The 25,323-nt window shown below is 67.4% G+C and carries 21 protein-coding genes and 1 tRNA gene; 9 read left to right on the top strand and 13 right to left on the bottom strand.

Annotated elements, in window-relative coordinates; genetic code table 11:
* Positions 1 to 256: 256 nt before the first annotated feature.
* Both ACJH6H_RS25395 and ACJH6H_RS25390 read right to left on the bottom strand, forming a co-directional pair.
* Positions 257 to 580 carry a hypothetical protein gene (locus ACJH6H_RS25395; protein WP_346414333.1) on the bottom strand — a complete coding sequence of 108 codons (324 nt, stop codon included), beginning with the start codon at positions 578 to 580 and terminating at the stop codon, positions 257 to 259.
* A gap of 19 nt (positions 581 to 599) precedes the next feature.
* Positions 600 to 672: transfer RNA gene (locus ACJH6H_RS25390), tRNA-Arg, on the bottom strand.
* 166 nt (positions 673 to 838) lie between these two features.
* Here ACJH6H_RS25390 and ACJH6H_RS25385 point away from each other — a divergent pair.
* The 8 genes from ACJH6H_RS25385 (at position 839) to ACJH6H_RS25350 (ending at position 14,663) form a co-directional block, all read left to right on the top strand.
* Positions 839 to 2,320: a wax ester/triacylglycerol synthase family O-acyltransferase gene (locus ACJH6H_RS25385; RefSeq protein ID WP_406776067.1), complete on the top strand. Its 1,482-nt coding sequence runs from the start codon at positions 839 to 841 to the stop codon at positions 2,318 to 2,320.
* Positions 2,317 to 3,894, top strand: coding sequence for an HAD-IB family hydrolase (locus ACJH6H_RS25380; RefSeq protein WP_406776066.1), 1,578 nt, complete (start codon positions 2,317 to 2,319; stop codon positions 3,892 to 3,894). Before ACJH6H_RS25385 ends, ACJH6H_RS25380 begins: the two co-directional genes overlap by 4 nt.
* Complete coding sequence (locus tag ACJH6H_RS25375) at positions 3,891 to 6,248, top strand: glycerol-3-phosphate 1-O-acyltransferase (protein WP_061006001.1); 2,358 nt, start codon at positions 3,891 to 3,893, stop codon at positions 6,246 to 6,248. The genes ACJH6H_RS25380 and ACJH6H_RS25375 overlap by 4 nt, the downstream gene beginning before the upstream one ends.
* 163 nt (positions 6,249 to 6,411) lie before the next feature.
* A complete protein-coding gene (locus tag ACJH6H_RS25370) occupies positions 6,412 to 6,849 on the top strand; it encodes a single-stranded DNA-binding protein (RefSeq protein ID WP_061006009.1) in 438 nt (145 codons plus the stop codon).
* A 172-nt stretch (positions 6,850 to 7,021) separates the two neighbouring features.
* Entirely contained in the window at positions 7,022 to 8,695 is a 1,674-nt protein-coding gene (gene ettA, locus ACJH6H_RS25365; protein ID WP_061005999.1) for an energy-dependent translational throttle protein EttA, read from the top strand.
* A 55-nt stretch (positions 8,696 to 8,750) separates the two neighbouring features.
* Positions 8,751 to 13,610, top strand: coding sequence for an NAD-glutamate dehydrogenase (locus tag ACJH6H_RS25360; protein ID WP_061005997.1), 4,860 nt, complete (start codon positions 8,751 to 8,753; stop codon positions 13,608 to 13,610).
* 7 nt (positions 13,611 to 13,617) lie between these two features.
* Entirely contained in the window at positions 13,618 to 14,031 is a 414-nt protein-coding gene (locus tag ACJH6H_RS25355; RefSeq protein WP_061005995.1) for a thioesterase family protein, read from the top strand.
* Complete coding sequence (locus ACJH6H_RS25350) at positions 14,028 to 14,663, top strand: hypothetical protein (RefSeq protein WP_293013022.1); 636 nt, start codon at positions 14,028 to 14,030, stop codon at positions 14,661 to 14,663. Before ACJH6H_RS25355 ends, ACJH6H_RS25350 begins: the two co-directional genes overlap by 4 nt.
* On the opposite strand, the gene ACJH6H_RS25345 is transcribed toward ACJH6H_RS25350, so the two are convergent.
* From ACJH6H_RS25345 to ACJH6H_RS25335, 3 genes are all read right to left on the bottom strand, one after another.
* A complete protein-coding gene (locus ACJH6H_RS25345) occupies positions 14,660 to 15,631 on the bottom strand; it encodes an IS481 family transposase (RefSeq protein ID WP_043988055.1) in 972 nt (323 codons plus the stop codon). The two genes, ACJH6H_RS25350 and ACJH6H_RS25345, sit on opposite strands and share 4 nt — an antisense overlap.
* A 139-nt stretch (positions 15,632 to 15,770) precedes the next feature.
* On the bottom strand, positions 15,771 to 16,262 hold the full coding sequence (locus ACJH6H_RS25340) for a pyridoxamine 5'-phosphate oxidase family protein (RefSeq protein WP_346414340.1): 492 nt from the start codon (positions 16,260 to 16,262) through the stop codon (positions 15,771 to 15,773).
* Positions 16,263 to 16,325: 63 nt separating this feature from the next.
* The gene (locus ACJH6H_RS25335; RefSeq protein WP_346414341.1) at positions 16,326 to 16,727 is read right to left on the bottom strand and encodes a nuclear transport factor 2 family protein; all 402 of its coding nucleotides are present in this window, start codon (positions 16,725 to 16,727) and stop codon (positions 16,326 to 16,328) included.
* An 87-nt stretch (positions 16,728 to 16,814) separates the two neighbouring features.
* Between ACJH6H_RS25335 and ACJH6H_RS25330 the strand changes: the two genes are divergently transcribed.
* Positions 16,815 to 17,405, top strand: a complete 591-nt coding sequence (locus ACJH6H_RS25330) for a helix-turn-helix domain-containing protein (RefSeq protein ID WP_346414342.1) — start codon at positions 16,815 to 16,817, stop codon at positions 17,403 to 17,405.
* A gap of 50 nt (positions 17,406 to 17,455) precedes the next feature.
* Here the strand turns inward: ACJH6H_RS25330 and ACJH6H_RS25325 are convergent, their stop codons facing one another.
* From ACJH6H_RS25325 to ACJH6H_RS25290, 8 genes are all read right to left on the bottom strand, one after another.
* The gene (locus ACJH6H_RS25325; RefSeq protein WP_406776065.1) at positions 17,456 to 18,121 is read right to left on the bottom strand and encodes a cyclase family protein; all 666 of its coding nucleotides are present in this window, start codon (positions 18,119 to 18,121) and stop codon (positions 17,456 to 17,458) included.
* Between the two features lie 33 nt (positions 18,122 to 18,154).
* On the bottom strand, positions 18,155 to 19,078 hold the full coding sequence (locus tag ACJH6H_RS25320; protein WP_346414346.1) for an SDR family NAD(P)-dependent oxidoreductase: 924 nt from the start codon (positions 19,076 to 19,078) through the stop codon (positions 18,155 to 18,157).
* Positions 19,075 to 20,652, bottom strand: coding sequence for an NAD(P)/FAD-dependent oxidoreductase (locus tag ACJH6H_RS25315; RefSeq protein WP_346414347.1), 1,578 nt, complete (start codon positions 20,650 to 20,652; stop codon positions 19,075 to 19,077). Before ACJH6H_RS25315 ends, ACJH6H_RS25320 begins: the two co-directional genes overlap by 4 nt.
* An 11-nt stretch (positions 20,653 to 20,663) precedes the next feature.
* Entirely contained in the window at positions 20,664 to 21,545 is an 882-nt protein-coding gene (locus ACJH6H_RS25310; protein ID WP_346414348.1) for a metal-dependent hydrolase, read from the bottom strand.
* A gap of 24 nt (positions 21,546 to 21,569) precedes the next feature.
* Positions 21,570 to 22,451 carry a metal-dependent hydrolase gene (locus ACJH6H_RS25305; protein WP_346414349.1) on the bottom strand — a complete coding sequence of 294 codons (882 nt, stop codon included), beginning with the start codon at positions 22,449 to 22,451 and terminating at the stop codon, positions 21,570 to 21,572.
* A 146-nt stretch (positions 22,452 to 22,597) separates the two neighbouring features.
* Positions 22,598 to 23,305, bottom strand: coding sequence for a TetR/AcrR family transcriptional regulator (locus tag ACJH6H_RS25300; RefSeq protein WP_346414350.1), 708 nt, complete (start codon positions 23,303 to 23,305; stop codon positions 22,598 to 22,600).
* A 3-nt stretch (positions 23,306 to 23,308) separates the two neighbouring features.
* On the bottom strand, positions 23,309 to 24,877 hold the full coding sequence (locus ACJH6H_RS25295; protein WP_406776064.1) for an alpha-amylase family glycosyl hydrolase: 1,569 nt from the start codon (positions 24,875 to 24,877) through the stop codon (positions 23,309 to 23,311).
* Positions 24,877 to 25,281, bottom strand: a complete 405-nt coding sequence (locus tag ACJH6H_RS25290; protein WP_212814902.1) for a globin — start codon at positions 25,279 to 25,281, stop codon at positions 24,877 to 24,879. The genes ACJH6H_RS25295 and ACJH6H_RS25290 overlap by 1 nt, the downstream gene beginning before the upstream one ends.
* Positions 25,282 to 25,323 lie beyond the last annotated feature (42 nt).

Raw genomic sequence — 25,323 nt, 5'->3', positions numbered from 1 at the left:
AAGGACCCTAACACCGGCTACGCTGCCAGTAGCCGCGTAACCACAAATCCCGTGTCCACTACATGGGGGCAAGGCCCCTGGTGTGGGGCATCCCGATGTCGATGACCATTGCCGGCATCTTTGCCAAGGCCTGGCGCCGCGAACCGTTCGGCTGGGGCGGCAAGCTGTGGCGCGGCGTGACGTGGTTCGTCCTGTATCTGACGATGATCGGGGTCCGGGAACGGATCGCGTTCGGTGCCGAGCACCACGGGTGGAGTCAGATTCTGCTCTTCGCCGTGTCGCTGATCCCGGTCTGGATCTTCTGGACGATCACCCCGGCGCTCCTCGTGCGCGACGGCGGCCGCGCCTGGCGTGCGCTGCTGCTCGCGGGGTTGGCGGGCGTCGTCATCGAGGGCACCATCCTGCCGCTGGCCGCCCGGATGATCTTCCCGCCGCTGCTACGCGGGTGGGACGACTTCGGGCCGATCGGCGTGGCGATGGCGCTGCTCACGTGGTGCGGCATCAGTGGCGCCGGCTGGGTCGTCACGGCGTGCGTCGGGGCGGTGCTGTGGGAGCGGACGGCGCCGTCGCGCACGGTCATCGAGGCCGAGACGGGTGAGCGCCCCCGACAGGACTCGAACCTGCAACCTACGGAGTAGAAATCCGCTGCGCTATCCATTGCGCCACGGGGGCACGTAAACGATACGCAACCGCGCAGATGTGAAGGCAACGCACTCGCCGTAGCCCGATGACGCCTCTGCACAGTGGCCATGGCAACAGCCGTATTGCCCGCACCCTCCCCGGCGGCGGACTAGCGTTAGGGTCCAGCGCTGGGCAACGACGGAGGAGAGCGACAGCCATGAGCGACGTGCCGGACTTTGACACGGCCGGGTTGCCCGAAGAGTTGAGTGCGGTTGATCAGTTGATGCATCGCGGGGAGGCCAATCCCCGCACGCGGTCCGGCATCATGGGCGTCGAACTGCTGGACGTCACCCCGGACTGGGACCGGTACCGCGCGCGGTTCGAGCAGGCGTCCCGCAAGGCCATCCGCCTGCGGCAGAAGGTCGTGATGCCGAGCCTGCCGACGGCGGCGGCGCGCTGGGTCGTCGATCCCGACTTCAATCTGGATTTTCACGTGCGCCGCGTGCGTGCCCCGGGCGCGGGCACGCTGCGCGAGGTCTTCGATTTCGCCGAGCTGGCGCTGCAGTCGCCGCTCGACATCTCCCGTCCGCTGTGGACGGCCACGTTGGTCGAAGGGCTGCCGGGCGGTGGGGCCGCCAACATCGTGCACATGAGCCACGCCGTCACCGACGGTGTCGGCAGCATGGAGATGTTCGCGAACCTCTACGACCTCGAGCGGGATCCCGCGCCGAGGCCGTCGGCGCCGTTGCCGATCCCCGAAGACCTGTCGCCGAATGACCTTGCGCGCCAAGGCATCAACGCGCTGCCGAAGGGCATCGCCAACAACGTGCTCGATGTGACCCGCGGCGCGGCGGGGCTGCTCGGGCGCATGGTGCGGGATCCGGCCGACGCGGTCGGCGGGGTGGTCGACTACGTCCGCTCGAGCCGGCGGGTCATGACGCCCGCGGCGCCGCCGTCGCCGGTGCTGCGGCGCCGTGGTCTGGCGTCGCGCAGCGAGGCGATCGACATCAAGTTCAGCGATCTGCACAAGGCCTCCAAGGCCGCCGAGGGCTCCATCAACGATGCGTACCTCGCCGCGCTGTGCGGCGCGCTGCGCCGCTACCACGAGGCCAAGGGCGTCCCGGTGGCGTCGCTTCCCATGGCGGTGCCGGTGAACGTTCGCTCCGACTCGGATCCCGCCGGTGGCAACAGATTTGCCGGCGTGAACATCGCCGCCCCCATCGGCGTCGTCGACCCGCGCAAGCGCATCCAGAAGGTGCGCGCCCAGATGACCCGCAAGCGCGAGGAGCGCGCCATCGAGGTCGTGGGCGTCGTCGCGCCGCTGCTGAACCTGGTGCCGGATCCGCTGCTGGAATCCATGGCCGGTTCGGTGGTCAATTCCGATGTGCAGGCCAGCAACGTGCCCGGTCCTCCGGTCGACACGTACATCGCGGGCGCAAAAGTGGTGCGGCACTACGGAATCGGTCCGCTGCCCGGCGTCGCGATGATGGCGGTGCTCATCTCCCGCAGCGGCTGGGTCACCATCAGCACCCGCTATGACCGGGCATCCATCAATGATCCCGAGCTGTGGGCCCGCTGCCTGCTCGACGGATTCAACGAGGTGCTGGCCCTCGGCGGGGACGGCCGAGCCATTCCGGCGTCGTTCGAGTTGTCAGACGAACAGGCCGAGTCGGCAGTGAACGGGGGTGCCGCACAATGAGTTCGGACGACGACTACGCGGGTGAGTTCCGCAACGCCCGGCTGCCGGGCTCGGTGGCGGAGATTCTGGCCAGCCCCGAAGGGCCGGAGGTCGGCGCGTTCTTCGACATGGACGGCACCCTGGTGGCCGGGTTCACCGGCGTGATCATGACGCAGGACCGGTTGCGCCGCCGCCAGATGGGCGTCGGTGAATTCATCGGCATGGTGCAGGCCGCGGTGAACCACCAACTGGGCCGCGCCGAGTTCGAGGACCTCATCGGCCGGGGCGCGCGGATGCTGAACGGCAATTCGCTCAGCGACCTCGACGAGCTGGGCGAGCGGTTGTTCATCCAGCACATCAAGAAGCGGATTTATCCCGAGATGCGTGAGCTCGTCCGTGCGCACCAGGCGCGCGGGCACACCGTCGTGTTGAGCTCGTCGGCGCTGACGGTCCAGGTGGAACCCGTGGCGAACTTCCTCGGCATCAAGAACGTGCTGTGCAACAAGTTCGAGACCGACGAGGACGGACTCATCACCGGTGAGGTCGTCAGGCCGGTGCTGTGGGGCCCCGGAAAGGCCAACGCCGCACAGCATTTCGCGGCGAACAACGGTGTCGATCTGGCGAAGAGCTACTTCTACGCCGACGGTGACGAAGACGTCGCGCTGATGTACCTGGTCGGCAATCCCCGGCCCACCAACCCGGCTGCCAAGCTGGAATCTGTTGCCGCCAAACGTGGTTGGCCGGTGCTGAAGTTCTCCAGCCGCAGTGGCAGCAGTCCCATCGCGCAGCTGCGGACCTTCGCCGGCATCGCGTCGCTGGCACCGGTCGCCGCCGGTGCCCTCGGGCTCGGCCTGTTGACCGGCAACCGGCGCACGGGCGTCAACTTCTTCACCTCGGCGTGGAGCAAGGCGCTGATGGCGACGCTCGGCATCGACCTCAACGTGCTCGGCGCGGAGAACCTGCGGGCGCAACGGCCCGCGGTGTTCATCTTCAACCACCGCAATCAGGCCGACCCGATGATCGCCGGCGCCCTGGTGAGCGACAACTTCACCTCGGTGGGCAAGAAGGAGCTCGAGAGCAACCCGATCATGGGCACCATCGGCAAGGTGATGGACGCCGCGTTCATCGACCGCGATGATCCCGCCTCGGCCATCGAGAGCCTGCACAAGATGGAAGAGCTTGCCCGTAAAGGCCTTTCGATCCTGATCGCACCCGAGGGCACCCGCCTGGACACCACCGAGGTCGGCGAGTTCAAGAAGGGGCCGTTCCGGATGGCCATGGCCGCTGGTATCCCCGTCGTGCCGATCGTGATCCGCAACGCGGAGGTGATCGCCGCGCGCGATTCGTCGACCTTCCACGCGGGCAAGGTCGACGTCGTCGTCTATCCGCCGATCTCGGTCGAGGACTGGACGCTCGACGATCTGTCGGAGCGCATCGCGGAAGTGCGTCAGCTCTATCTCGACACCCTCCGAAAATGGCCGCACGACAGCGTGCCCGACAATCCGCTGTACCACCGGTCGGCGGCGCCGGCCGAACCCGGGGACTCGCCCGACGACAGCGGCGATGCGCCGCGCAGCGCCAAGGGCCGACGGTGAAGCACACCGCTGACGACCTCGCCAGCTTCGACCCGACGGACGACGCGCTGGTGCTGACCGCGGTCGGCTCCGCGGCCGAGTGGGACCTGCTCAACGACTGGCTGGCCCATCAACGCAAGCAGCATCCGGATACCCGCCTCGAGGTGCTCCGGCTGCCGACCGAGGGCGAGCCGTCGCCCGGCACGCTGGCCCGGCTGGTGGAACTGCTCGGCGCCGACGAAAGCCGTTCGGTGGTTCCCGTTCGAGTGTTCTGGGTGCCCGCCGGTCTGCCGACGCGCTCCAAGATCGTCTCGCTGATCTCCGGCCGCGACCGGTACCGGCCGCCGGAGCTGCTGCAGCGCCGCATCCTGCGCAAGGACCCGCTGCGGGCCCGGGTGGTGGCCGGTGAGCCCGCCACGGTGGGCCAGCTGCGGCAGCAGTGGAAAGACACCACGACCGCCGAAAACCCAAGGGAATTCGCGCGATTCGTGCTGCGCCGCGCACAGCTCGCCATCGAGCGGGTGGAGTTGCGGCTGCTCGGGCCCGAATACAAGTCACCCCGGCTGGTCAAGCCCGAGGTGCTGGCATCGGCCCGGTTCCGGGAGGGCCTGGAGAAGATCCCGGGCGCGACGGTCGAGAAGGCCGGCGAGATGCTCGACGAGCTGTCGACGGGCTGGAGCCGGTTCTCCGTCGACTTCATCCCCAAGATCGGGCGCGCGATCTTCAGCCGGGGTTTCGACCCCAACGTGGACTACGACCGCGAGCAGGTCGAGTCGATGCGGCACGCGCTGGAGCTGCACCCCGCCGTGCTGCTGTTCTCGCACCGGTCGTACCTCGACGGCGTGATCGTCCCGGTGGCGATGCAGGAGAACCGCCTGCCGCCGGTGCACACCTTCGCCGGCATCAACCTGGCGTTCGGTCTGATGGGGCCGATCTTCCGGCACTCCGGCGTCATCTTCATCCGGCGCAACATCGCCGGCGACCCGTTGTACAAGTACGTCCTCAAGGAGTACGTCGGGTACATCGTGGAGAAGCGCTTCAATCTCAACTGGTCCATCGAAGGCACGCGCTCCCGGACCGGAAAGATGTTGCCGCCCAAGCTCGGTCTGCTGGCGTACGTCGCCGACGCCTACCTCGACGGCCGCAGCGAGGACATCCTGCTGCAGCCCGTCTCCATCAGTTTCGACCAGTTGCACGAGACGGCCGAGTACGCCGCGTACGCCCGCGGCGGTGAGAAGACCCCCGAAGGCCTGAGCTGGCTGTACCACTACATCAAGGCACAGGGCGACCGGAACTTCGGCAAGATCTATGTGCGGTTCCCCAAAGCGGTGTCGATGCGGGAACAGCTGGGGCCGCCGGACGGTCCGGTGGCCACCGATCCCGCGCTCAAACGCCTTGCGCTGCAGAAGATGGCTTTCGAGGTGGCGTGGCGCATCCTGCGGGCCACGCCCATCAATGCCACGGCTCTGGTGTCGGCACTGCTGCTGACCACCCGCGGGCTGGCGCTGACGCTCGACCAGTTGCACCACACCCTGCAGGATGCGCTGGATTACCTTGAGCGCAAGAAGATTCCGATGACCAACTCGGTTCTGCGGCTCCGCACCCCCGAGGGGGTCCGGGCCACGCTCGACGCCATGTCCGGCGGGCATCCGGTGACCGCGGTGGACAGCGGCCGCCAGCCGGTCTGGTACATCGCGCCGGAGAACGAGCACGAGGCGGCGTTCTACCGCAACACGACCATCGACGCGTTCCTCGAGACCGCCATCGTCGAGCTGGCCATGGCACACGCCGCAAAGGCGGAGTCCGATCCGGTGGGGGCGTTCTGGGCCCAGGTGATGCGGCTGCGCGACCTGCTCAAGTTCGAGTTCTACTTCGCCGACTCGGCGTCGTTCCGCGAGCACATCCTGGAAGAGATGTCGTGGCAGGACAACTGTGAGCAGCAGCTGGCCGAGGGCGGCGAGGCCATCTACGCGATGCTGCGGGCCAAACGGCCGATCATCGCCGGCGCCATGCTGCGGCCGTTCCTGGAGGCCTACGAGCTGGTCGCCGACGTGTTGCGGGGCACGCCGCCCGACATCAGCGAGAAGGACCTGACCAAGAGGGCGCTCGGCGTCGGCCGGCAGTACGTCGCGCAGGGCCGGATCCGCAGCAACGAGTCGGTGTCGGCGCTGCTGTTCACGACGGCGCGGCAGGTGGTGGCCGACCAGAAACTGCTGGAGGCGGCACCCGACCTGGAGGAGCGGCGCACCGCATTCCTGGCCGAGCTGCGGGCGATCCTGGCGGACATGGCGACCGTCGACTCGATCGGCTGGATCAAGTTCGATGTCCGTGAGCTGCAGCGGCGCAAGTCCAAGAAGGCGATCGAGGCGGAGTGAACCGGGCCGGGTGAGTCCCACCCCGGGTTGTCCACAGTTCGCGATTCATCCACAACCGGCGCCGCCCCGAGGGCGGCGCCGGTTCTTTTGTCGGTGCCTGACGGGTCAATGGACGCACAGGCCGACGAGAACGCCGGCAACACCGAAATGGATGGAGAAGCACATGTTCGAGACACCCTTCACCGTGGTCGGCAACGTGATCACCGACGTCGTCGCGCGCCGGGCCGGGGAGAGCAACCTCGCGACGTTCCGGATGGCGAGCAATTCGCGGAAGAAGACCGACGACGGCTGGGAGCCGGGCAACTCGCTGTACGTCACGGTCAACTGCTGGGGCCGGCTGGCCGACGGGGTGGCAGGCCGGTTGTTCAAAGGCGACCCGGTGGTGGTCGTCGGCTACATCTTCACCAACGAGTACCTGGACAAGGAGGGCAACCGCCGGTCATCGATGGAGGTGAGGGCGACGTCCGTCGGTCCGGACATGGCGCGTTGCCAGGTCAAGATCGATCCCCGGCGGCCGAGCCCGATCGAACCGGAGCAGCCCCAGGTGGCCTCGGAGCCGCCCGAGACCGAGAACTCGGACGCGCTGGTGCTGTCGGCGTAGGGCAAATGTCGGGGCGCCCCACGCGGCGGCGCCCCGACCGCGCCAGCGGGCGATTTGGCGGCTTGCCTAGGATGGTCAGCGAGTTTTCGCGGGACCGCGCCCGATCCAGTGAGTCGGGGTGCGCGCGACGAGAACGCTACGACGAACAGCCAACGAAAGGCATGACGACGGCATGGCCGAATTCATCTACACGATGCGCAAGGTCCGTAAGGCGCACGGCGACAAGGTCATCCTCGACGACGTCACCCTGAACTTCCTGCCCGGCGCGAAGATCGGTGTCGTCGGCCCCAACGGCGCCGGTAAGTCCAGCGTCCTGAAGATCATGGCCGGCATCGACAAGGCCAACAACGGCGACGCCTTCCTGGCGCCCGGCGCCACGGTCGGCATCCTCATGCAGGAGCCCGAACTCGACGAGACCAAGACGGTGCGCGAGAACGTCGAGGCCGGCGTGGCGGTCAAGGCCAAGCTCAACCGGTACAACGAGGTCGCCGAGCTGATGGCCACCGACTACACCGACGAGCTCATGGAAGAGATGGGCAAGCTCCAGGAGGAGCTCGACGCCGCCGACGCCTGGGACATCGACTCCCAGCTGGAGCAGGCCATGGACGCGCTGCGCTGCCCGCCGCCGGACGAGCCCGTCACCCACCTCTCCGGTGGTGAGCGCCGCCGCGTCGCGCTCTGCAAGCTGCTGCTGAGCAAGCCCGACCTGCTGCTGCTCGACGAGCCCACCAACCACCTCGACGCCGAGAGCGTGAACTGGCTCGAACAGCACCTCGCCGACTACAAGGGCGCGATCCTCGCCGTCACCCACGACCGGTACTTCCTGGACAACGTCGCCGAGTGGATCCTCGAGCTCGACCGCGGCCGCGCCTACCCGTACGAGGGCAACTACTCCACGTACCTGGAGAAGAAGGCCGAGCGTCTCGAGGTGCAGGGCAAGAAGGACCAGAAGCTGCAGAAGCGGCTGAAGGACGAGCTGGCCTGGGTGCGTTCCGGTGCCAAGGCCCGTCAGGCCAAGAACAAGGCCCGCCTCGGACGCTACGAGGAGATGGTCGCCGAGGCCGAGAAGACGCGGAAGCTCGACTTCGAGGAAATCCAGATTCCGACGCCGCCGCGCCTGGGCAACGTCGTGGTGGAGGTCGACAACCTGAAGAAGGGTTTCGACGACCGCGTCCTGATCGAGAACCTGTCCTTCACCCTGCCGCGTAACGGCATCGTCGGCGTCATCGGCCCGAACGGTGTGGGTAAGTCCACGCTGTTCAAAACCATCGTGGGCCTCGAGCAGCCGGACGGCGGCACCGTGAAGGTCGGCGAGACGGTCAAGCTGTCGTACGTCGACCAGAGCCGCGCGGGCATCGACCCGAAGAAGACGGTCTGGGAGGTCGTCTCCGACAAGCTCGACTACATCGAGGTCGGCCAGAACGAGATCCCGTCGCGGGCCTATGTGTCGGCGTTCGGCTTCAAGGGACCCGATCAGCAGAAGCCGGCCGGCGTGCTCTCCGGTGGTGAGCGCAACCGGTTGAACCTGGCGCTGACCCTCAAAGAGGGCGGCAACCTGATCCTGCTCGACGAGCCGACCAACGACCTGGACGTGGAGACCCTGTCTTCGCTGGAGAACGCGCTCGAGCAATTCCCCGGTTGCGCCGTGGTCATCAGCCACGACCGCTGGTTCCTCGACCGCACCTGCACCCACATCCTCGCGTGGGAAGGTGACGACGAGGACGAGGCCAAATGGTTCTGGTTCGAGGGCAACTTCGGTGCCTATGAAGAGAACAAAGTGGAACGACTTGGAATCGAAGCGGCGCGTCCGCACAGAGTGACCCACCGCAAGCTGACTCGCGACTAACGTCGCACGTACGTGCCGATCGGGGCACGACGGCGCGACGTCAGGAGCAAGTCGGATGACGGAAAATCGGGGCGGACTCAGCGGTACGACGCGGTCCGCCGGTGCGGACGGCAACGCTGGTCTCGCACGGGCATACCTGCTCACCTACCGCGGCCCCAACGACGGTTCGCCGGCCGACGGTGGGGTCACCGCCCCGATCGACGTCGCGATGGCGACCCGGGTGTCCCCGGAGTTGCTGGCCGCGCATTATCGCCTCGGTCATCGCCGGTCGACGGGGGAGACGCTGGTCGCGATCTACGCCGCCGACGATCCCGGCCGCTTCGGCCCGGCGCTGCAGATCGTCACCGATCACAGTGCGCTGCTGATGGACTCGGTGATGGTGCTGCTGCACCGCATCGGTGTCGCTTACACCGCGATCATGAGTCCGGAGTTCCGGGTGCGGCGGGACGCGGCGGGCGAGGTCGTCGCGATGGGTCCGGCGGGTGACCCCAGCGCCCCGGCCGACGGCGTCGACGAGACCTGGATTCACGTGCAGCTGGCGACCATGGGGGACGGCAAGGCCGTCGCCGAGGCGGCCGCTGTGTTGCCGCATGCCCTGACCGACACCCGTGCAGTGCAACTCGATACGCCCGCGATGAACGCCGCGCTCGTCGGCCTGGCCAACGCGCTCGACGCCGACCACAACGGCCGGTTCCCCGGCTATGACCGGCGCGACGTCGCGGCCTTGCTGCGCTGGCTCGCCGACGGGCACTTCGTCCTGCTGGGCTACCAGCAGTGCACCGTGGAGAACGGGCAGGCCCAGGTGGACCCGGCGACGCGGCTGGGCGTGGCCAAGTTGCGTAGCGACGTGCTGCCACCGCTCGCGGGCGACGACGAACTGTTGGCGGTGGCACAGGCCACCATGCCGAGTTACCTGCGCTACGGCGCCTACCCGTACATCGTGGTGGTGCGCGAGAGCGCGGGACCGAACGGGCCCGCGCGCGAGCACCGCTTCATCGGCCAGTTCACGGTGACGGCGGGCAATGCCAATGTGCTCGAGATTCCACTGATCTCGCGGCGCGTCAACGAGGCGCTGGCGCTGTCGCAAGGTGATCCGAGCCGGCCCGGCCAGCTGATGCTCGACATCATCCAGACCGTGCCGCGCTCCGAGCTGTTCTCCCTGACCGCGCGCGACCTCGTCGCGATGGGGAAGTCCGTCATCGACCTGGGTTCGCGGCGGCGTGCGCTGTTGTTCCTGCGCGCCGACAAGCTGGCCCACTTCGTCTCGTGCCTGGTGTACCTGCCGCGCGACCGGTACACCACCGACGTGCGGCTGGCCATGCAGGACATCCTGGTGCGCGAACTCGGCGGCGAGAGCATCGAGTACACCGCCCGGGTCAGTGAATCACCTTGGGCCGTCGTGCATTTCACGGTCCGATTGGGCGAGAACGCCAGCGCGGCGAGTATCGACACCTCGGCCGCCAACGAAACCCGGATCCAGGGTCTGCTGACCGAGGCCGCGCGCACCTGGGGCGACCGGCTGATCGGTGCTGTCACACCGGGCACCATCACGCGCGCCGAGGCCGAGCACTATGCGGTGGCGTTCCCCGAGGTCTACAAGCAGGCGTTCACGCCGACCGGTGCCATCGAGGCCATCACCATCATCGATCAGCTGCAGGACGACAGCGTCAAACTGGTGCTGGACTATCCCGAAGCCGGGGCCGACGATGACGGCACCGCCCAACTCACCTGGTACCTGGCCGGCCGGTCGGCCTCGCTGAGCGAGCTGCTGCCGATGCTGCAGTCCATGGGCGTCGTGGTGCTGGAGGAGCAGCCGTTCAACGTCGTGCGCGCCGACGGCGTGCCGGTGTGGATCTACCAGTTCAAGATTTCCCGGCACCAGTCCACCGTCGACGCCCCGGAAGCCGAACGCGAAGTCATCGCCACCCGCTTCGCCGACGCGGTCACCGCCATCTGGCAGGGCAAGGTGGAGATCGACCGGTTCAACGAGCTGGTGTTGGGCGCGGGCCTGACCTGGCAGCAGGTGACGATCCTGCGGGCCTACGCGAAGTACTTGCGGCAGGCCGGCTTTCCGTACAGCCAGTACCACATCGAGACGGTGCTGCGCGACAACCCGGGCACCGCGAAGTCTCTCGTCGAACTCTTCGAGGCGGTCTTCGACCCGACCGGTGCCGACGCGGCCGATCGTGCCCAGACGGCGGCGGCCGCCGTTGCCGCGGACATCGACGCCCTGGTGAGCCTGGACACCGACCGGGTGCTGCGGGCCTTCGCGGCCCTGGTGCAGGCGACGCTGCGGACCAACTACTACGTCACCGCCGAGGGCTCGGCCCGAGAGCGAAACGCGTTGTCGTTCAAGCTCAATCCGCAGCTCATCGACGAATTGCCGCTGCCCAGGCCCAAATACGAGATCTTCGTGTACTCGCCGCGGGTCGAAGGCGTGCACCTGCGGTTCGGCAACGTGGCCCGCGGCGGCCTGCGCTGGTCGGACCGGCGGGAGGACTTCCGCACCGAAATCCTGGGCCTGGTCAAGGCGCAGGCGGTGAAGAACGCCGTCATCGTCCCCGTCGGCGCCAAGGGCGGCTTCGTGCTGAAGTCGCCGCCCGCGCCCACCGGTGACGCGGCCGCAGATCGCGATGCCCTGCGCAACGAGGGCGTCGCCTGCTACCGGCTGTTCATCGCCGGGCTGCTCGACGTCACCGACAACGTCGAGACGGCCACCGGCGCCGTCGTGCCGCCGGCGCAGGTGGTGCGCCGCGACGGCGACGACGCCTACTTGGTGGTCGCCGCCGACAAGGGCACCGCGACGTTCTCCGACATCGCCAACGACGTCGCCAAGTCGTACGGCTTCTGGCTGGGCGACGCGTTCGCCTCCGGTGGTTCGGTGGGCTACGACCACAAGGCCATGGGCATCACCGCCAAGGGCGCCTGGGAGTCGGTCAAGCGGCACTTCCGCGAGATGGGGCATGACACCCAGACCCAGGACTTCACCGTCGTCGGCGTCGGCGACATGAGCGGTGACGTGTTCGGCAACGGCATGTTGCTGTCCAAGCACATTCGCCTGGTGGCGGCTTTCGACCACCGGCACATCTTCCTGGACCCGAACCCCGACTCGGCCCGTTCGTGGGTCGAACGCGACCGGATGTTCAAGCTGCCCCGGTCGAGTTGGGACGACTACGACAAATCGCTCATCAGCGAGGGTGGCGGCGTCTACAGCCGGGACCAGAAGTCGATCCCGATCAGCCCGCAGGTGCGCGAGGTGCTGGGCCTGGCCGCCGACGTCACCGAGCTCACGCCGCCGGCGCTGATGAAGTCGATCCTGCTGGCGCCCGTCGACCTGTTCTGGAACGGCGGCATCGGCACCTACATCAAGGCCGAGACCGAATCGGACGCCGACGTCGGCGACCGCGCCAACGACGCCATCCGGGTCAACGGAAATCAGGTGCGCGCCAAGGTGGTTGGTGAGGGCGGCAACCTCGGTGTGACGCAGCGCGGTCGCATCGAATTCGATCTGGCCGGCGGCCACATCAACACCGACGCCATGGACAACTCGGCCGGTGTGGACTGCTCCGACCACGAGGTGAACATCAAGATTCTGGTCGACGCCCTGGTGACCGCGGGCAAGGTCGCGGCCGCCGAGCGCACCGACCTGCTGATGTCGATGACCGACGAGGTCGGTCGTCTGGTGCTCGCCGACAACATGTCGCAGAACGACCTGATGGGCACCAGCCGCGCCAACGCCGCCAGCCTGCTGCCGGTGCACGCCGCCCAGATCCGTGACCTGGCGAGAGAACGCGGACTCAACCGCGAGCTGGAGGCGCTGCCGTCGGACAAGGAGATCCGTCGGCGGATGGAGACCGGGTTGGGGCTGACGTCCCCCGAGCTGGCCACCTTGATGGCGCACGTGAAGCTCGCGCTCAAGGAAGACGTGCTGGCCAGTGACCTGCCCGACCAGGAGGTGTTCGCCGGTCGGCTGCCGGACTACTTCCCCGAAGAGTTACGGGACCGGTTCACCGCGGACATCCGGTCGCACCAGCTGCGCCGGGAGATCATCACCACGATGCTGGTGAACGACCTCGTCGACACCGCCGGCATCACCTACGCCTACCGCGTCGCCGAGGATGTCGGCGTCGGACCGGTCGACGCGGTCCGCAGTTACGTCGCGGTGGACAAGATCTTCCGGGTCAACGAGGTGTGGCGGAACATCCGGGCGGCAGGCATGGCCGGTGTTCCGGTGGATGTCACCGACCGCATGACGCTGGATCTGCGGCGCCTGATCGACCGGGCCGGGCGCTGGCTGCTGAACTACCGGCCCCAGCCGCTGGCGGTCGGCGCCGAGGCCAACCGGTTCGCGGCGAAGGTCGCCGAGCTCACCCCGCAGATGGCGCAGTGGCTGCGTGGCGACGACAAGGCCATCGCAGAGACCGATGCCGCACAGTTCGAGGCCGCCGGCGTCTCGCAGGAGCTGGCCTACATGGTGGCCACCGGCCTGTACCAGTACAGCTTGCTCGACGTCATCGACATCGCCGACATCGCCGAGCGGGAGCCCGCCGAGGTGGCCGACACCTACTTCGCGCTGACCGACAATCTGGGCATCGACAACCTGCTCACCGCGGTATCCGAACTCAGCCGCAACGACCGCTGGCATTCGTTGGCGCGCTTGGCGATTCGCGACGATATCTACGGGTCCATCCGGTCGCTGTGCGTCGACGTGATGGCGGTCGGGGAGATCGACGAGACCGGCGAACAGAAGATTCACGAGTGGGCGTCGACCAACAGTTCGCGCGTCATGCGGGCCCGCCGGACGCTGACCGAGATCCTGGGCGACGAGGTGCGTGACCTGGCGACGCTGTCGGTGGCCGCGCGGCAACTGCGGAGCATGACCACGAGAACGACGGGAACGGGCAATCAGGGATGATGGGCGGGTGACTGAACGCTTCACGACGCCGGTGCCGGTGCGCTGGTCGGACATCGACATGTATCAGCATGTCAACCACGCCACCATGGTGACCATCCTCGAAGAGGCGCGGGTGCCGTTCCTCACCGAGCCCTTCGCCGAGGACGTCGCCACCACCGGGCTGCTGATCGCCGAAGTCAACGTGAAGTACAAGGACCAACTGCGCCTTGTCGATTCACCACTGCAGGTGACCATCTGGACCAACCGACTGCGGGCCTGCGACTTCACGCTGGGCTACGAGGTGCGGTCGGCGCACGCCGATCCGGACTCCAAGCCGGCCGTCATCGGGGAGACCCAGCTCGCCACCTTCAACATCGAGCGGCAGATGCTGGTGCGCATCGCCCCGCATCAGCGGGAGTACCTGCAGCGTTTTGCCCGATGACGGAGCGCGGAATCTGGCTCGCCGACGCCGTCCAGGCGCAGAACCTGGCGACCTTCGTCGAGCGCGTGCTGCGGCTCGACGAGGCGGCTGTGGTGCGGTTGAAGGCTCGGAACGTGGACGTCGTCGTCGCCTGGGCCGCAACAGGTTTCGAGGTGCTGGCCGCGCGCGTGGTGAACGGGCGGGTGGCGCCGTCCGATCTGTGCGCTGGGGCCGACGCGTTGAGCCACGAGCTGCCCGGCTCGGGCCGGATCGACCCGGGCTTCGCGATGGACTCGGCGTGGCGCGGTGCGTTGCCGCCCGACGACGGGTTCAGCCACCTCGACGACGTGCCGGCGGCCGCGGTGCTGGAGTTGTTTCAGCGCGGCGTCGAACTGGCCCGCGAGCACAGCGGTCCGCAGGGGCCGCCACCGTCGCTGCTCGACCAGGACGTCCTCACCGTCAGCGCCGGCGACATCGAGGTGGGCATCCCGATGCGGTGTGTATTCGCCTTGACCGCCATGGGTTTCGTACCCGATCCGCTGCCCGAGAACGAGGTGGTCCGGGTCCGGGTGCATCCGACGTGGCTGCGCATCGACGCGCGGTTCGGATCGGTGTACCGCCGCCGTGGTGGCCCGATCCTGCTGTCGCCCTAGGTGTTCTTCACGGGTAGGTTGTGAACGCGTAGGCGCTCGATTGGTGTCATTCCGCCGATGCCGGTGTGGGGTCGGTGGTGATTGTAGTGATGCAGCCAGTGCTGGTAGGTTCCGGCGCGTTCGGCCTCAGAGCGGTAGGTCTGCGCATAGGCCCATTCGGTGGTCAGGGTGCGGTTGAATCGCTCGACTTTGCCGTTGGTCTGTGGCCGGTAGGGCCGGGTCCTCTTGTGGGTGATGTCGGGGCCGAGCGCTTCAGCGAAATTCTTTGACCGGTAACAGGATCCATTGTCGGTCAACACTCGTTTGACGGTGATGCCGTGGTCGGCGAAGAACGCGTTGGCGCGTTTCCAGAATCCCGCGGCGGTTTCTTTGCGTTCGTCGGTGAGGTCCTCGGAGTAGGCCAGCCGGGAGTGGTCATCAACGGCGTGGTGCAAGAACGTGTATCCCATGCCGCAGCGGTTGCGCCGGCCGGCTTGGCGACCCAGCTTGCGATGGCCGCCCCCGTCGGGGATGCGGCCCAGTTTCTTGACGTCGACATGGACCAAGTCGCCGGGAGCCGGGTGCTCATAGCGGCGGGGTTTGGGCCGGCGTACCGGTAACCCGGTGTTTTGGTCCAGGTGCCGCAGCAATGGCATCCGGTAGCGGCGCAGCACCGCCTCAACGGTCGAGCGTGGCAGGTGCAGGTAAGCGGCGATGCGATGTGGGCCCCAGCGCCGGGTGAAGCGCAGGTTGACGATGCGCCGCTCACGTCGTTTCGGCAACCGCAACGGACTGCGATGCGGCCGGCTGGGCCGGTCTACCATCGCTGCTTCGCCACCGTCGCGATAACGGTCGGCCCATTTCTTGGCTGTGGCCACCGAACATTGGAACCGCTCAGCCGCGCGCCGCAAACTCCAGCCCTGATCAACAACCGCCTGCGCAAGCCGCAACCGCCCACGAGGAGTCAACGAAGCATTAGCGTGGACCATGAGGACCTCTCGGTAATCGGATGTGCGTGTTTGGTAACCACACCGATACCGGAGGTCCTCACCTACTTCCGCTCACCACGCCGTTCACAACCTGTCTGGGAGTTACACCTAGGGCTGGGCTGGATCGGGCAAGCGCGAATCAGTGCTTGCGGACGACGTGCTCGGCTTTACCGGGCTTCCACACCGTGATGTCGAGGTGTCCGTCTGCCACTTCGACCGCGGACGCCCCGACCAGGTTGGCGCGATAGCAGTGCTCGAACTCCTGGCCGCGGATGTCGAAGCCGGTCTGTTCGTACAGTGCCTCGGCGAACCGCCGGTGCAGGGCCTTGTCCTGCACGTCCTCCACGACACCCCACAACTTCGCATCGCCATCACCGACGTGGGTGTCGACCGTCGCGGTGTGCAGGCAGAAGCGCGGATCACGGGCGAGGTCGTCGAACTTCGTGGTGTGCGGCATGCCCGAGATCCACAGTTCGTCTTCGAAGAACCGTGGCTCCATGGGGCTGATGCGCGGAAATCCGTCCGAGCGCAGCGTGCCCAGCATGCACAGGTTCCCGGTGGCGGTATGTCGGCGGACGAAGGTGGTTGCGATTCGCGGCGCGACGTCCGCGAACTCTTTCCAACTGGTCATGTTCGCGACGGTAGTCCGCGGCGCGCGGCCTGAAAACCCTCCAGAGGACTCAGTCCAGATCCGTCAGCTCGCAACGAGAGCGTCGTGCCAGCGTTGGGTATCGGTGATCTGGACCAGTCCGACGACCTTGCCGTCCCGGATGGTGATGTCGTGGACGAACGCCGCTGAATACTGCTTCCCGGTGGCGCGGCTGCTGCCTCGGTAATAACCGAACGCGATGATGCGTTCGTCGTCGATGACGACGAATTCGTCTGGCTGGGGCGTAATTTCGAAGTGGGTGGCCGCCTCGCCCCAGACCTTCGACAACATCGTCTCGGGGCTGTCGACGTCGCCGCCCAATCCGAACGGCATGCCCGCGCTGACCCGGCCGGTGAAGTCGGGGTGTAGCAACGCCGCGAGGCCGGCGGGGTCATGCGCGGCGAATGCCGCGTACAGGTTCGTCGCTATGTCGCTGGGTGTGCTCATGGTGATCTCCCTCGGGACGAAACCAGCGCGTCGGACTGGTTTTAGAGTGATTGCTCTAAAACCGTATTAGAGCATATCCTCTAATACATGGGAAGACCGCCGCGGCATTCTGCGGACGACTTCGTGGATGCCGCGATCCGGCTATTTGCCGAAGGCGGCGTGCGGGCGCTCACGATGAATGCGGTGGCCCGCGAAATCTCTGCCCCGAGTGGGTCGATCTACCACCGGTTTCCCGACCGGGCAGCACTGTTGGCTGCCGTCTGGTTTCGTACCACCGGCGACTTCCAGCGTGGCTATCTCGATGTCCTCGGGAATCCCGTCACGCCCGCCGGCGCCGTCGACGCCGCGGTCTGGATCGTCGACTGGTGTCGCACACACCTAGCGGAAGCTGTTGTGCTGCAGGCCGGGGTGCGTGCGTTCGATCCGGACGAGTGGGCGGAGGCAGCCCGAACGGATTTGGCGGTGCGGGACGAGAACAGCAAGCGCGACATCGACAAGGCAATTCGACTACTGGCCAAAACATCTGGCCGTCCTGTCGATCAGATCGCGTTCGCATTGCTCGATCTGCCGCTGGCCGCCGTCCGGCGCCATCTGCTCGCCGGCGAAGTACCGCCCAAGCGGACCGGCAAGCTGGTGCGGGACATGGTCGGGCTGCTGCTCGGCGTTGCCGGCGACTAGCCGGCCAGACTCGTCAGCGCGACGTCAAGGTTAGGCCGGCCGGTCCGCCGTCAGTCAGGGATGGTCGCGTATGCCCGGACCGGGAAGGTGCCGAACCCTTCGATCCGCGGTGGGACGGCGGTGAAGCGGGCGCCGCGGGCCGGTACCGACGCCAGGTTGGTCAGGTGCTCGACGACGTGAATCCCGTTGCCCAGCAGCGCGGTATGGATGGGCCGTCGACCTTCGGCCCCCGGGCCGGCGTCATCGATGTTGACGGAGTCGATACCGACGAGCGCGACCCCGCGGCTCACCAGGAGCTCGGTCGCGCCCTCGGAGAGATACGGCGCGTCGACGGCGTAGGCCGGGGTGCCGAAATATCGATCCCACCCGGTGTCGATCAGCACCGCACAGCCGGCGTCGATGTCATCGGGCAGCTCGGCGGCGGCGACCGCGCGTGCCGTGACGTCCCGACGGTGCACGACGATCGTCGGCAGGTCCACCAAGGTGTTCAGGTCGAGGCCGGCCAGGTCGGCGCCGTTCTCGTAACGGTGAAACGGGGAGTCGAGGTAGGTGCCGGTGTTGCCGACCATCGTGATCGCGCCGATCGCGAATTCGGTGCCGGCGGCATAGACGTCGCGGGATGCCTCGCGGGTCAGGTGGTCGCTGATCGACGGTGCCGGCAGCCCCGGATAGGTCACCAGCCCCGCACGAATGGTGTGAGACAGATCGACGAGCATGGTGGGCCTTTCCCGCGCGGTTGACGACCAACCTTAGCGAGCCGGGACGGCCTCCTTCGCGGCGGTCGACGGCGTCACCCGGTCGAGCAACGGCCCGGCCAGCTTCCCGAGCAGATCGAACGAGAAGGGCTGTGTCATGCGGCGATTGACGCCCGGTGCGAGGCGGTGCATGACATACCCGAGCCAGGCCTCGGCCCGCACGGGCACCACCGCCAGGTCATAGCTGACGGCCCGCACCACGGCCCGCGCCACGAGGCCGGGGCTCATCGGTGAGAACGGCAGCTTTTCGGCGAACTCCTGCAGTTGCCTGGTGAGACGTTGGGCCTGTGCGACGAGCGCGGGGTCCACGCCGACGGTCACCGCGCGGTCGCCGATGTTCGTGTTGATGACGCCGGGGCAGATGGCGCTGATCCCGATGCCGTACGGCCTGAGCTCCAGGCGCAGGCACTCACTGAGCATCTTGACCCCCGCCTTGGACACCGAGTACGGCGCCATGACCGGTGTCGGCGTGAACGCCGCCGCCGATGCGATGTTGACGATGTGACCACCCCGGCCGCGCTCGGCCATCTGCGCACCGAACACCCGGCAGCCGTGCACCACGCCCATCAGGTTGACGCTGAGCTGCTTGTCCCAGTCCGCCGCGGACAGTTCGAGGAACGGCCCGCCGACGACGATCCCGGCGTTGTTGACGACGACGTCGGGCACCCCGTGCTCGGTGCGAACGTCAGATGCGAAGGCCTCCCAGTCCTCCGGATCGGTGACGTCCAGCCGGGCTGCCGACACGCGGCGGCCGGCGCCTTTGATCATGGCGGCGGTCGCTTGTGCCGAGTCGAGGTCGATGTCGGAGACGACCACGTGCGCACCGCCTTTGGCGAAGCGGATCGCGGTGGCGCGCCCGATGCCGCTGCCGGCACCGGTGACGACCACGAGCTGTGGGTCCAGGCTGTTGATCTTCATCCGGCGTCCTTCGCGGTGGCTGCTACTTGGTCGGCATCGGCGGTGCCGGTCCCGTACCGATACACGTCGAGGTCGTAATGGCGGTTCTGCCAGTACATCTCGCCGTGCGTCGTCGGCCGGAACGGGGAATCACCGTGATAGTCGATGTAATACGTGTTGGACCCTGCGCAGGTGGGCGTGAACAGGACATTGCGCGCCTGCCGGCGGAGGCAGTACCGGAAATAGGCGTCATGGACTTCGTGCCGGATCTCGACCTCCCGGGCGCCGCGACGCTTGGCTTCGGCGATCGCGCGACTCAGGTGTGCCGCGGTGGCCTCGATCATCCACAGGTACGACCCGAGCACGAAGCCGTAGGGCCCGGTGATCATGAACATGTTCGGGAAGCCGGGTACGGACACGCCCTGATAGGCCTGAAAACGATTGACCGCCCAGAACTCCGCGGCATCGAGCCCGTCGCGGCCGACGACGGGGAAGGGCGGCACCGAATCCCGTTCCCACAGTTTGAATCCGGTCGCGCAGATGAGGACGTCCACCTGGTGCTCGACACCGTCGGTGGTCACCACGCCGGTCTCGGTGATGCGCTCGATGGCGTCGGTCACCAGGCTGACGTCACTGCGATTGAACGTCTTGAGGTAGTCGTTGGACATCGACGGGCGCTTGCAGCCCAGGCCGTAGCGGGGGATCAGTTTCTCCCGGGTCGCCGGATCGCTGACCTGGCTGCGCATCCACGCCCGCACGGGTGCTTCGGCGAGCTTGCGCGTGGCCTCGACCAGCCAACCCGGCCCGGTGAGCATTCCGCCCATCCCGATCTCGGTCGCGACGGTACCGACGGCGCGCAGCCCGGACCGCACCTGGCCGATCTCCAGCACTGCGCGGGTGATGCCGTGAATTGTGCTGTCGGGCTTGGGAAACACCCAGATCGGCGTCCGCTGGAAGACCGTGAGGTGCGCCACCTCGTCCACGATCGCCGGCACCAGTTGCAGCGACGTCGCGCCGGTGCCGATGACCGCGACCCGCTTACCGGCCAACTCGACGTCGTGATCCCACAGCGCGGTGTGCATGAGCACCCCGCCGAAATCCTGCAGACCGGGAATGTCCGGCAGTTTGGGCCGCTCGAGCCCGCCGACCGCCATCACCACGTGGCGGCCCGTGATTTCTGCGCCGCCGTCGAACGTCAACCGCCACATGCTGTTCTGCTCGTCGAACGCCGCACCGGTCACGATCGTGTTCAGCCGCAGCTTGTCGCGCAGGCCGTACTTGTCCACCATGTCGTCGGCGTAGTCCCGCAGCTCGTTGCCGGGCGCGAAGACGCGTGACCAGCCGCCGCGCTGCTCATACGAGAAGCTGTAGATGACGGATGGGATGTCCACTGCCACACCCGGATAGGTGTTGGCGTGCCAGGTGCCGCCGACGTGATCCCACTTGTCGACGATGACGAAGTCGTGTATTCCCTTGCGCTGGAGCGCGATGCTGGCGCCGATGCCGCCGAACCCGGCCCCGACGATCACCACCTCATGATCGGGCTCGTGTCGCTCCGCCGTGGCCGACCGTGCGGCCTTCGTGCTGGTGGTCATGTCCGGCCCGGCTACCGAACGTAGCCGACGAGCTCGCCGTCGGCGCCGAACAAGTCGTGCTGCCACCGGGCGAGGAGCTCGTCGGTGGGCACGTCGTCGGGGTGGAAGCCGGGCCGCAGGTACTCGGCGATCTCGCCCAGGAAGCCGCGGAGCAGGGGTCCGCGGAAGACGCCGTAGGTCTGGCGCAGCACCGTGATCGGTCGCGGCCATGCCGTCGGGTCCAACAGGATCGACAACGCCACCGCGGCGGTGACCACGGGGATGGTCAGGAAGTACATGAACCACATGACCGCGATGCGCGTGCGCTCGGAACCGCCCACCGACCGGTAGACGTCGAAGGCGACGGACTTGTGCTCGAGCTCCTCCATGGCGTGCCAGTTCAACAGGCGCCAGACTTCGGGATCGCCTGGGATCGCCTGGATTTCGTCGTTCGACAGCACCCGCGCGCCCAGGACCGCGGTGTAGTGCTCGGCGGCGGCCGTCATCGCCAGATGCACCTTCGCCGGGATCAACTTCTCGATGCGCAGCACCACCTTCTGGCGCACGCTCGTCGGGGCGAACAGCAGGAACCGCACGAGGGGATAGCCCATGTCGGCGAGCTGGGTGTTCAACTTGCGGTGTTCCTGGCCGTGCACGGACTCCTGGCCGATGAACCCTGCGACGCGCTTCTTCAGTACCGGGTCGGTGATCTGGTCGGAGAAGCGGCGAACGGACCGGATGAATGACTCCTCGCCGGGCGGGAAGGAACCGGACAGCACCGCCACCAGGTGGCTGAACACGATGTCGCCCTCGACGAAATGCCGGTGCAGCGGTTCGGGTTCGCCGAACCGGAACCGCATCCGCCGCACCTTGGGAAAAGCGACCGCGTGCGCGGTGATCGGGTCAGCACTCATGATCGATTCCTTCCGTTGTGCCGGCTATCTGAGGTGGTCGACGAGGACGCCGTCGGTGCCGAAGAGGGTGTCGCGCCACTGCTGGGCCAGTTCGGTCGTGTCGACGTCGTCGGGGTGGAAGCCAGGGCGTAGGTAGACCGCGAGGTCGGGCAGCAGGCCCTTGAATATCGGGCCGGTGAACAGCTCGTACGTCTCGCGCACCAGGCGGTCGGGCCGGCGCCGCGCGACCGGGTCGGACCCGACCGAGACGGCAAGCGAAACGAGCGTCACCGGGAGCAGCAGTGCGCACGCCGCCACCATGACCGCGATGCGGGTGCGCTCGGTGCCACCGACGGCGCGGTACACGTCGAAGGCCACCGACTTGTGCTCGAGTTCTTCCAGCGCATGCCAATTCAGCAGATGCCACACTTCCGGATCGGCCGGGATCGATTGCAACTCGTCGCTCGACAACACCCGTTCGGCCAGCACCGCGGTGTAGTGCTCCGCGGCGGCCGTCAATGCCAGATGCACATGAGCGGGCAACCGGTCTTCGAGCCGAATCCGCCTGTCTTTGAAGGATTCTGAATCCCACCACGCGATGGGGTAGCCCATCGCGATGAGCTTCTCGTTGAGGTGCCGATGTTCCTGTCCATGCATCGACTCCTGGCCGATGAAGCCGGCGACCCGTTTCTTGAGCTCGGGATCGGTGATGCGGTCGGCGAATCGGCGGACCGATCGGATGAAGCCTTCCTCGCCGGGCGGAAATGCGCCCGAGAGACCGGCGACGAAATGGCTGAACACCATGTCGCCGGCGACGAAGTACTTGCGGCTCGCTTCCTCGTTGAAGCGGAAGCGGATTCGCCGGGTCCGGGGATACACCTCCCCGGCGTTCCGCGCTGACGTGGGTTGCGCACTGCGTACGGCCATGCCGCCCGCCTTTCCTCGAACATTCAGTAACTAGTACCGCGAGTTCTAGTAGTTCGAAGTTACGACGGCGTGCGCCATTGCGCAAGGGTTTTGGATAATGACGTTTTCTGAGCGGGCGCGGCGGCCCGGGTGGGCCGGGGACCGGTTCAGTCGGTGGTGCCGAACAACGCCATCTGTTCGTCGGGTGCGATGACGACGCCGCGGGCAGCGGCCGCCGCCGACACCGCACCCCAGATCACGGGCGTCAGTTGCGCGATGAGTTCGTCTTTACCGATCGTCGGCTCGTTGAGCCAGCGCAGCACGCCGAGTGCCACGGCTCCGAGAATCGCGTCGGCCGTGTATTCGAGGTGGTCGCCGTCGCCGCCATGGGCGCGCACCATCGCCGCGAGCACCTCGGTCATCGCGCTCGACAGATTGCGGCCGTTCTCGAGCAGCTTGGTCCGGGAATGGTCGTCGCTGAAATGGGAGCCGACGACGAAGCGAAAGAGGTTGGGCCGCTCGGCCACCAGGTCGACGTAGGCGGTCAGTGCGGAACTCACGAGCTCCAATGCCGTCGCGGTGACGTGGAAGCAGGGCATGACGCGCTGCACGATCAGTTCCTGCATGCGCTCGCCGACCGCGGCGAACAACGTCTCCTTGTCGGTGAAGAAGCGATACAACTTCGGCCGCGGGACGCCGGCGGTTTTCACCACGTCGTCGATCGACAGGTCGGGGCCGTACTCGTCGATGGCGCGCAAGGTGGCCTCGATCAGGTCGGCCTTCACCGTCGCGCGATGCGCCCGCCAGCGGTCGGCCCGTGCGTCACCCGTCGGTGCGGACATCCGCACCGCGACACGGGTGGCGTCCACGGGCATGGGCTAATCGTAAGTCAGCCAGAGGGCCGTGTCGGGTGGGATTCGCCCGTCGGGCAATGGTCCACTCGCGAGCACCACCCGGCCGCCGGGCGTGTCGACCGTTGTGCTGCCCGCGTTCAGCAGGCACACCAGGCCGTCCTCGCACTGGAATGCCAGCAGGTCGTCCGCGGTCGGCAGCCACCGCACCGACCGACCCAAAACTGTTCGGCCCCGGCGTAATTCGATTGCGCGCCGGAAGAGCGACAGTGTCGAATCCGGGTCCGCGGACTGCGCGGCGACCGTCAACGGCCCCCAGCCGTCGGGCATCGGGAGCCACGTCCGCGCGGTCGGCGAGAACCCGTACGGGGCGCTGTCGCCGGACCAGGGCAGCGGCACCCGGCAGCCGTCGCGGCCCCGCTCGGTGTGGCCGGAACGCTCCCACACGGGGTCCTGCAGGACGTCGTCGGGCAGCTCGACGTTGGGCAGCCCGAGTTCTTCGCCGTTGTAGACGAACACCGCGCCCGGCAGTGCCAGCATCACCAGCGCCATCGCCCGTGCTCGCGAAAGCCCCTGTGGGCCATCGCCGTAACGGGTCACCTCGCGTTCGACGTCGTGGTTGGACAGTGTCCACGTGGGCGGTGAGTCGGCCAGTTCGGCGGCGGCCAGCGAATTCTCGATCGCCTCGCGGACGGCCGCTGCGGTGAAATCGGCTCGTACCAAACGGAAATTGAAGCCCAGATGCAGTTCGTCGGGCCGGAGGTACTTGGCGAAATCCTCGTTGTCGAACACCCAGACCTCGCCGACGGTGGCGGCGTCGGGGTAGTCGTCGAGTACCGTCCGGATGCCGCGGTGAATGGCGTGCACGCCGTCGTTGTTGAACCGCGGATCGTCGACCCGGGTGGTGAGCATGACGCCTTCGGGATCGGCCATGTCCGGCAGGTCGGCCGGTTTCGCCATCCCGTGCGCCACGTCGATCCGGAATCCGGCGACGCCGCGGTCCAGCCAGAACCGCAGCGTCCGTTCCAGATCCGCAGGAACCTCCGGGTGGTCCCAGTTCAGGTCCGGCTGTGCGGCGTCGAACAGGTGCAGGTACCACTGGCCGGGGCTGCCGTCGGGTTCGGTGACCCGCGTCCAAGCGGGCCCGCCGAACACCGACCTCCAGTTGTTCGGTGGCAGAACGCCGTCCGGCCCGCGCCCATCGCGGAAGAGGTAGCGGTCGCGTTCGGGGCTGCCCGCGCCCGCGGCGAGCGCCGCCTGGAACCACGGGTGCGCCGAGCTGGTGTGGTTGGGGACCAGATCCATGGTGACCTTGATGCCCGCCGCACCGGCGGCGGCGAGCAGCCGGTCGAGCGCCGCCATTCCGCCGAACAGCGGGTCGACGTCACGCGGGTCGGCGACGTCATACCCGTGATCGACCATGGGGGAGACCATCACGGGGTTGAGCCACAGCGCGTCGACGCCGAGTGCGCGCAGATGGTCCAGGTGCGCGGTGACGCCGTCGAGATCGCCGACGCCGTCACCGTCGCTGTCGGCGAACGAGCGCGGGTAGAGCTGATAGAAGACCGCGCGGGACCGCCACCGCGGATCCGTCATCAGAACGCCGAGTTGACCATGTGCTGGGCGGCCATGTCGAAATAGTCGAGCAGCGCCTGCCGGTGCGCGTCGTCGATGGTCTCCGGGCCGATCGAGGCGAGCGCGCTGTGCATGCACCGTAGCCAGGCGTCACGCTCGAGGAAGCCGATCCGGAACGGGGCGTGCCGCATCCGCAGCCGGGGGTGGCCGCGTTCCTGGCCGTAGGTGCGGGGACCGCCCCAGTACTGCTCGAGGAACATCCGCAGCCGGTGCTCGGCGCCGTCGAGGTCGTCCTCGGGATACAGCGGGCGCAGGATTTCGTCGTCGCGGACCAGTTGGTAGAACCGCGACACCAGGAGATGGAAGGTCTCCGCTCCACCGACTTCGTCGTAGAACGACCGCTGCGCCTCTGTCACGGTCGCCATTGTCCACGAGGACGTGATGACGCGTTCCATGCGGGACTCGTC

Source organism: Mycobacterium sp. SMC-21 (assembly GCF_045310825.1).
In the GTDB taxonomy this organism is placed as follows: Bacteria; Actinomycetota; Actinomycetes; order Mycobacteriales; family Mycobacteriaceae; genus Mycobacterium.
This window is presented reverse-complemented; position numbering and strand designations above follow the sequence as displayed.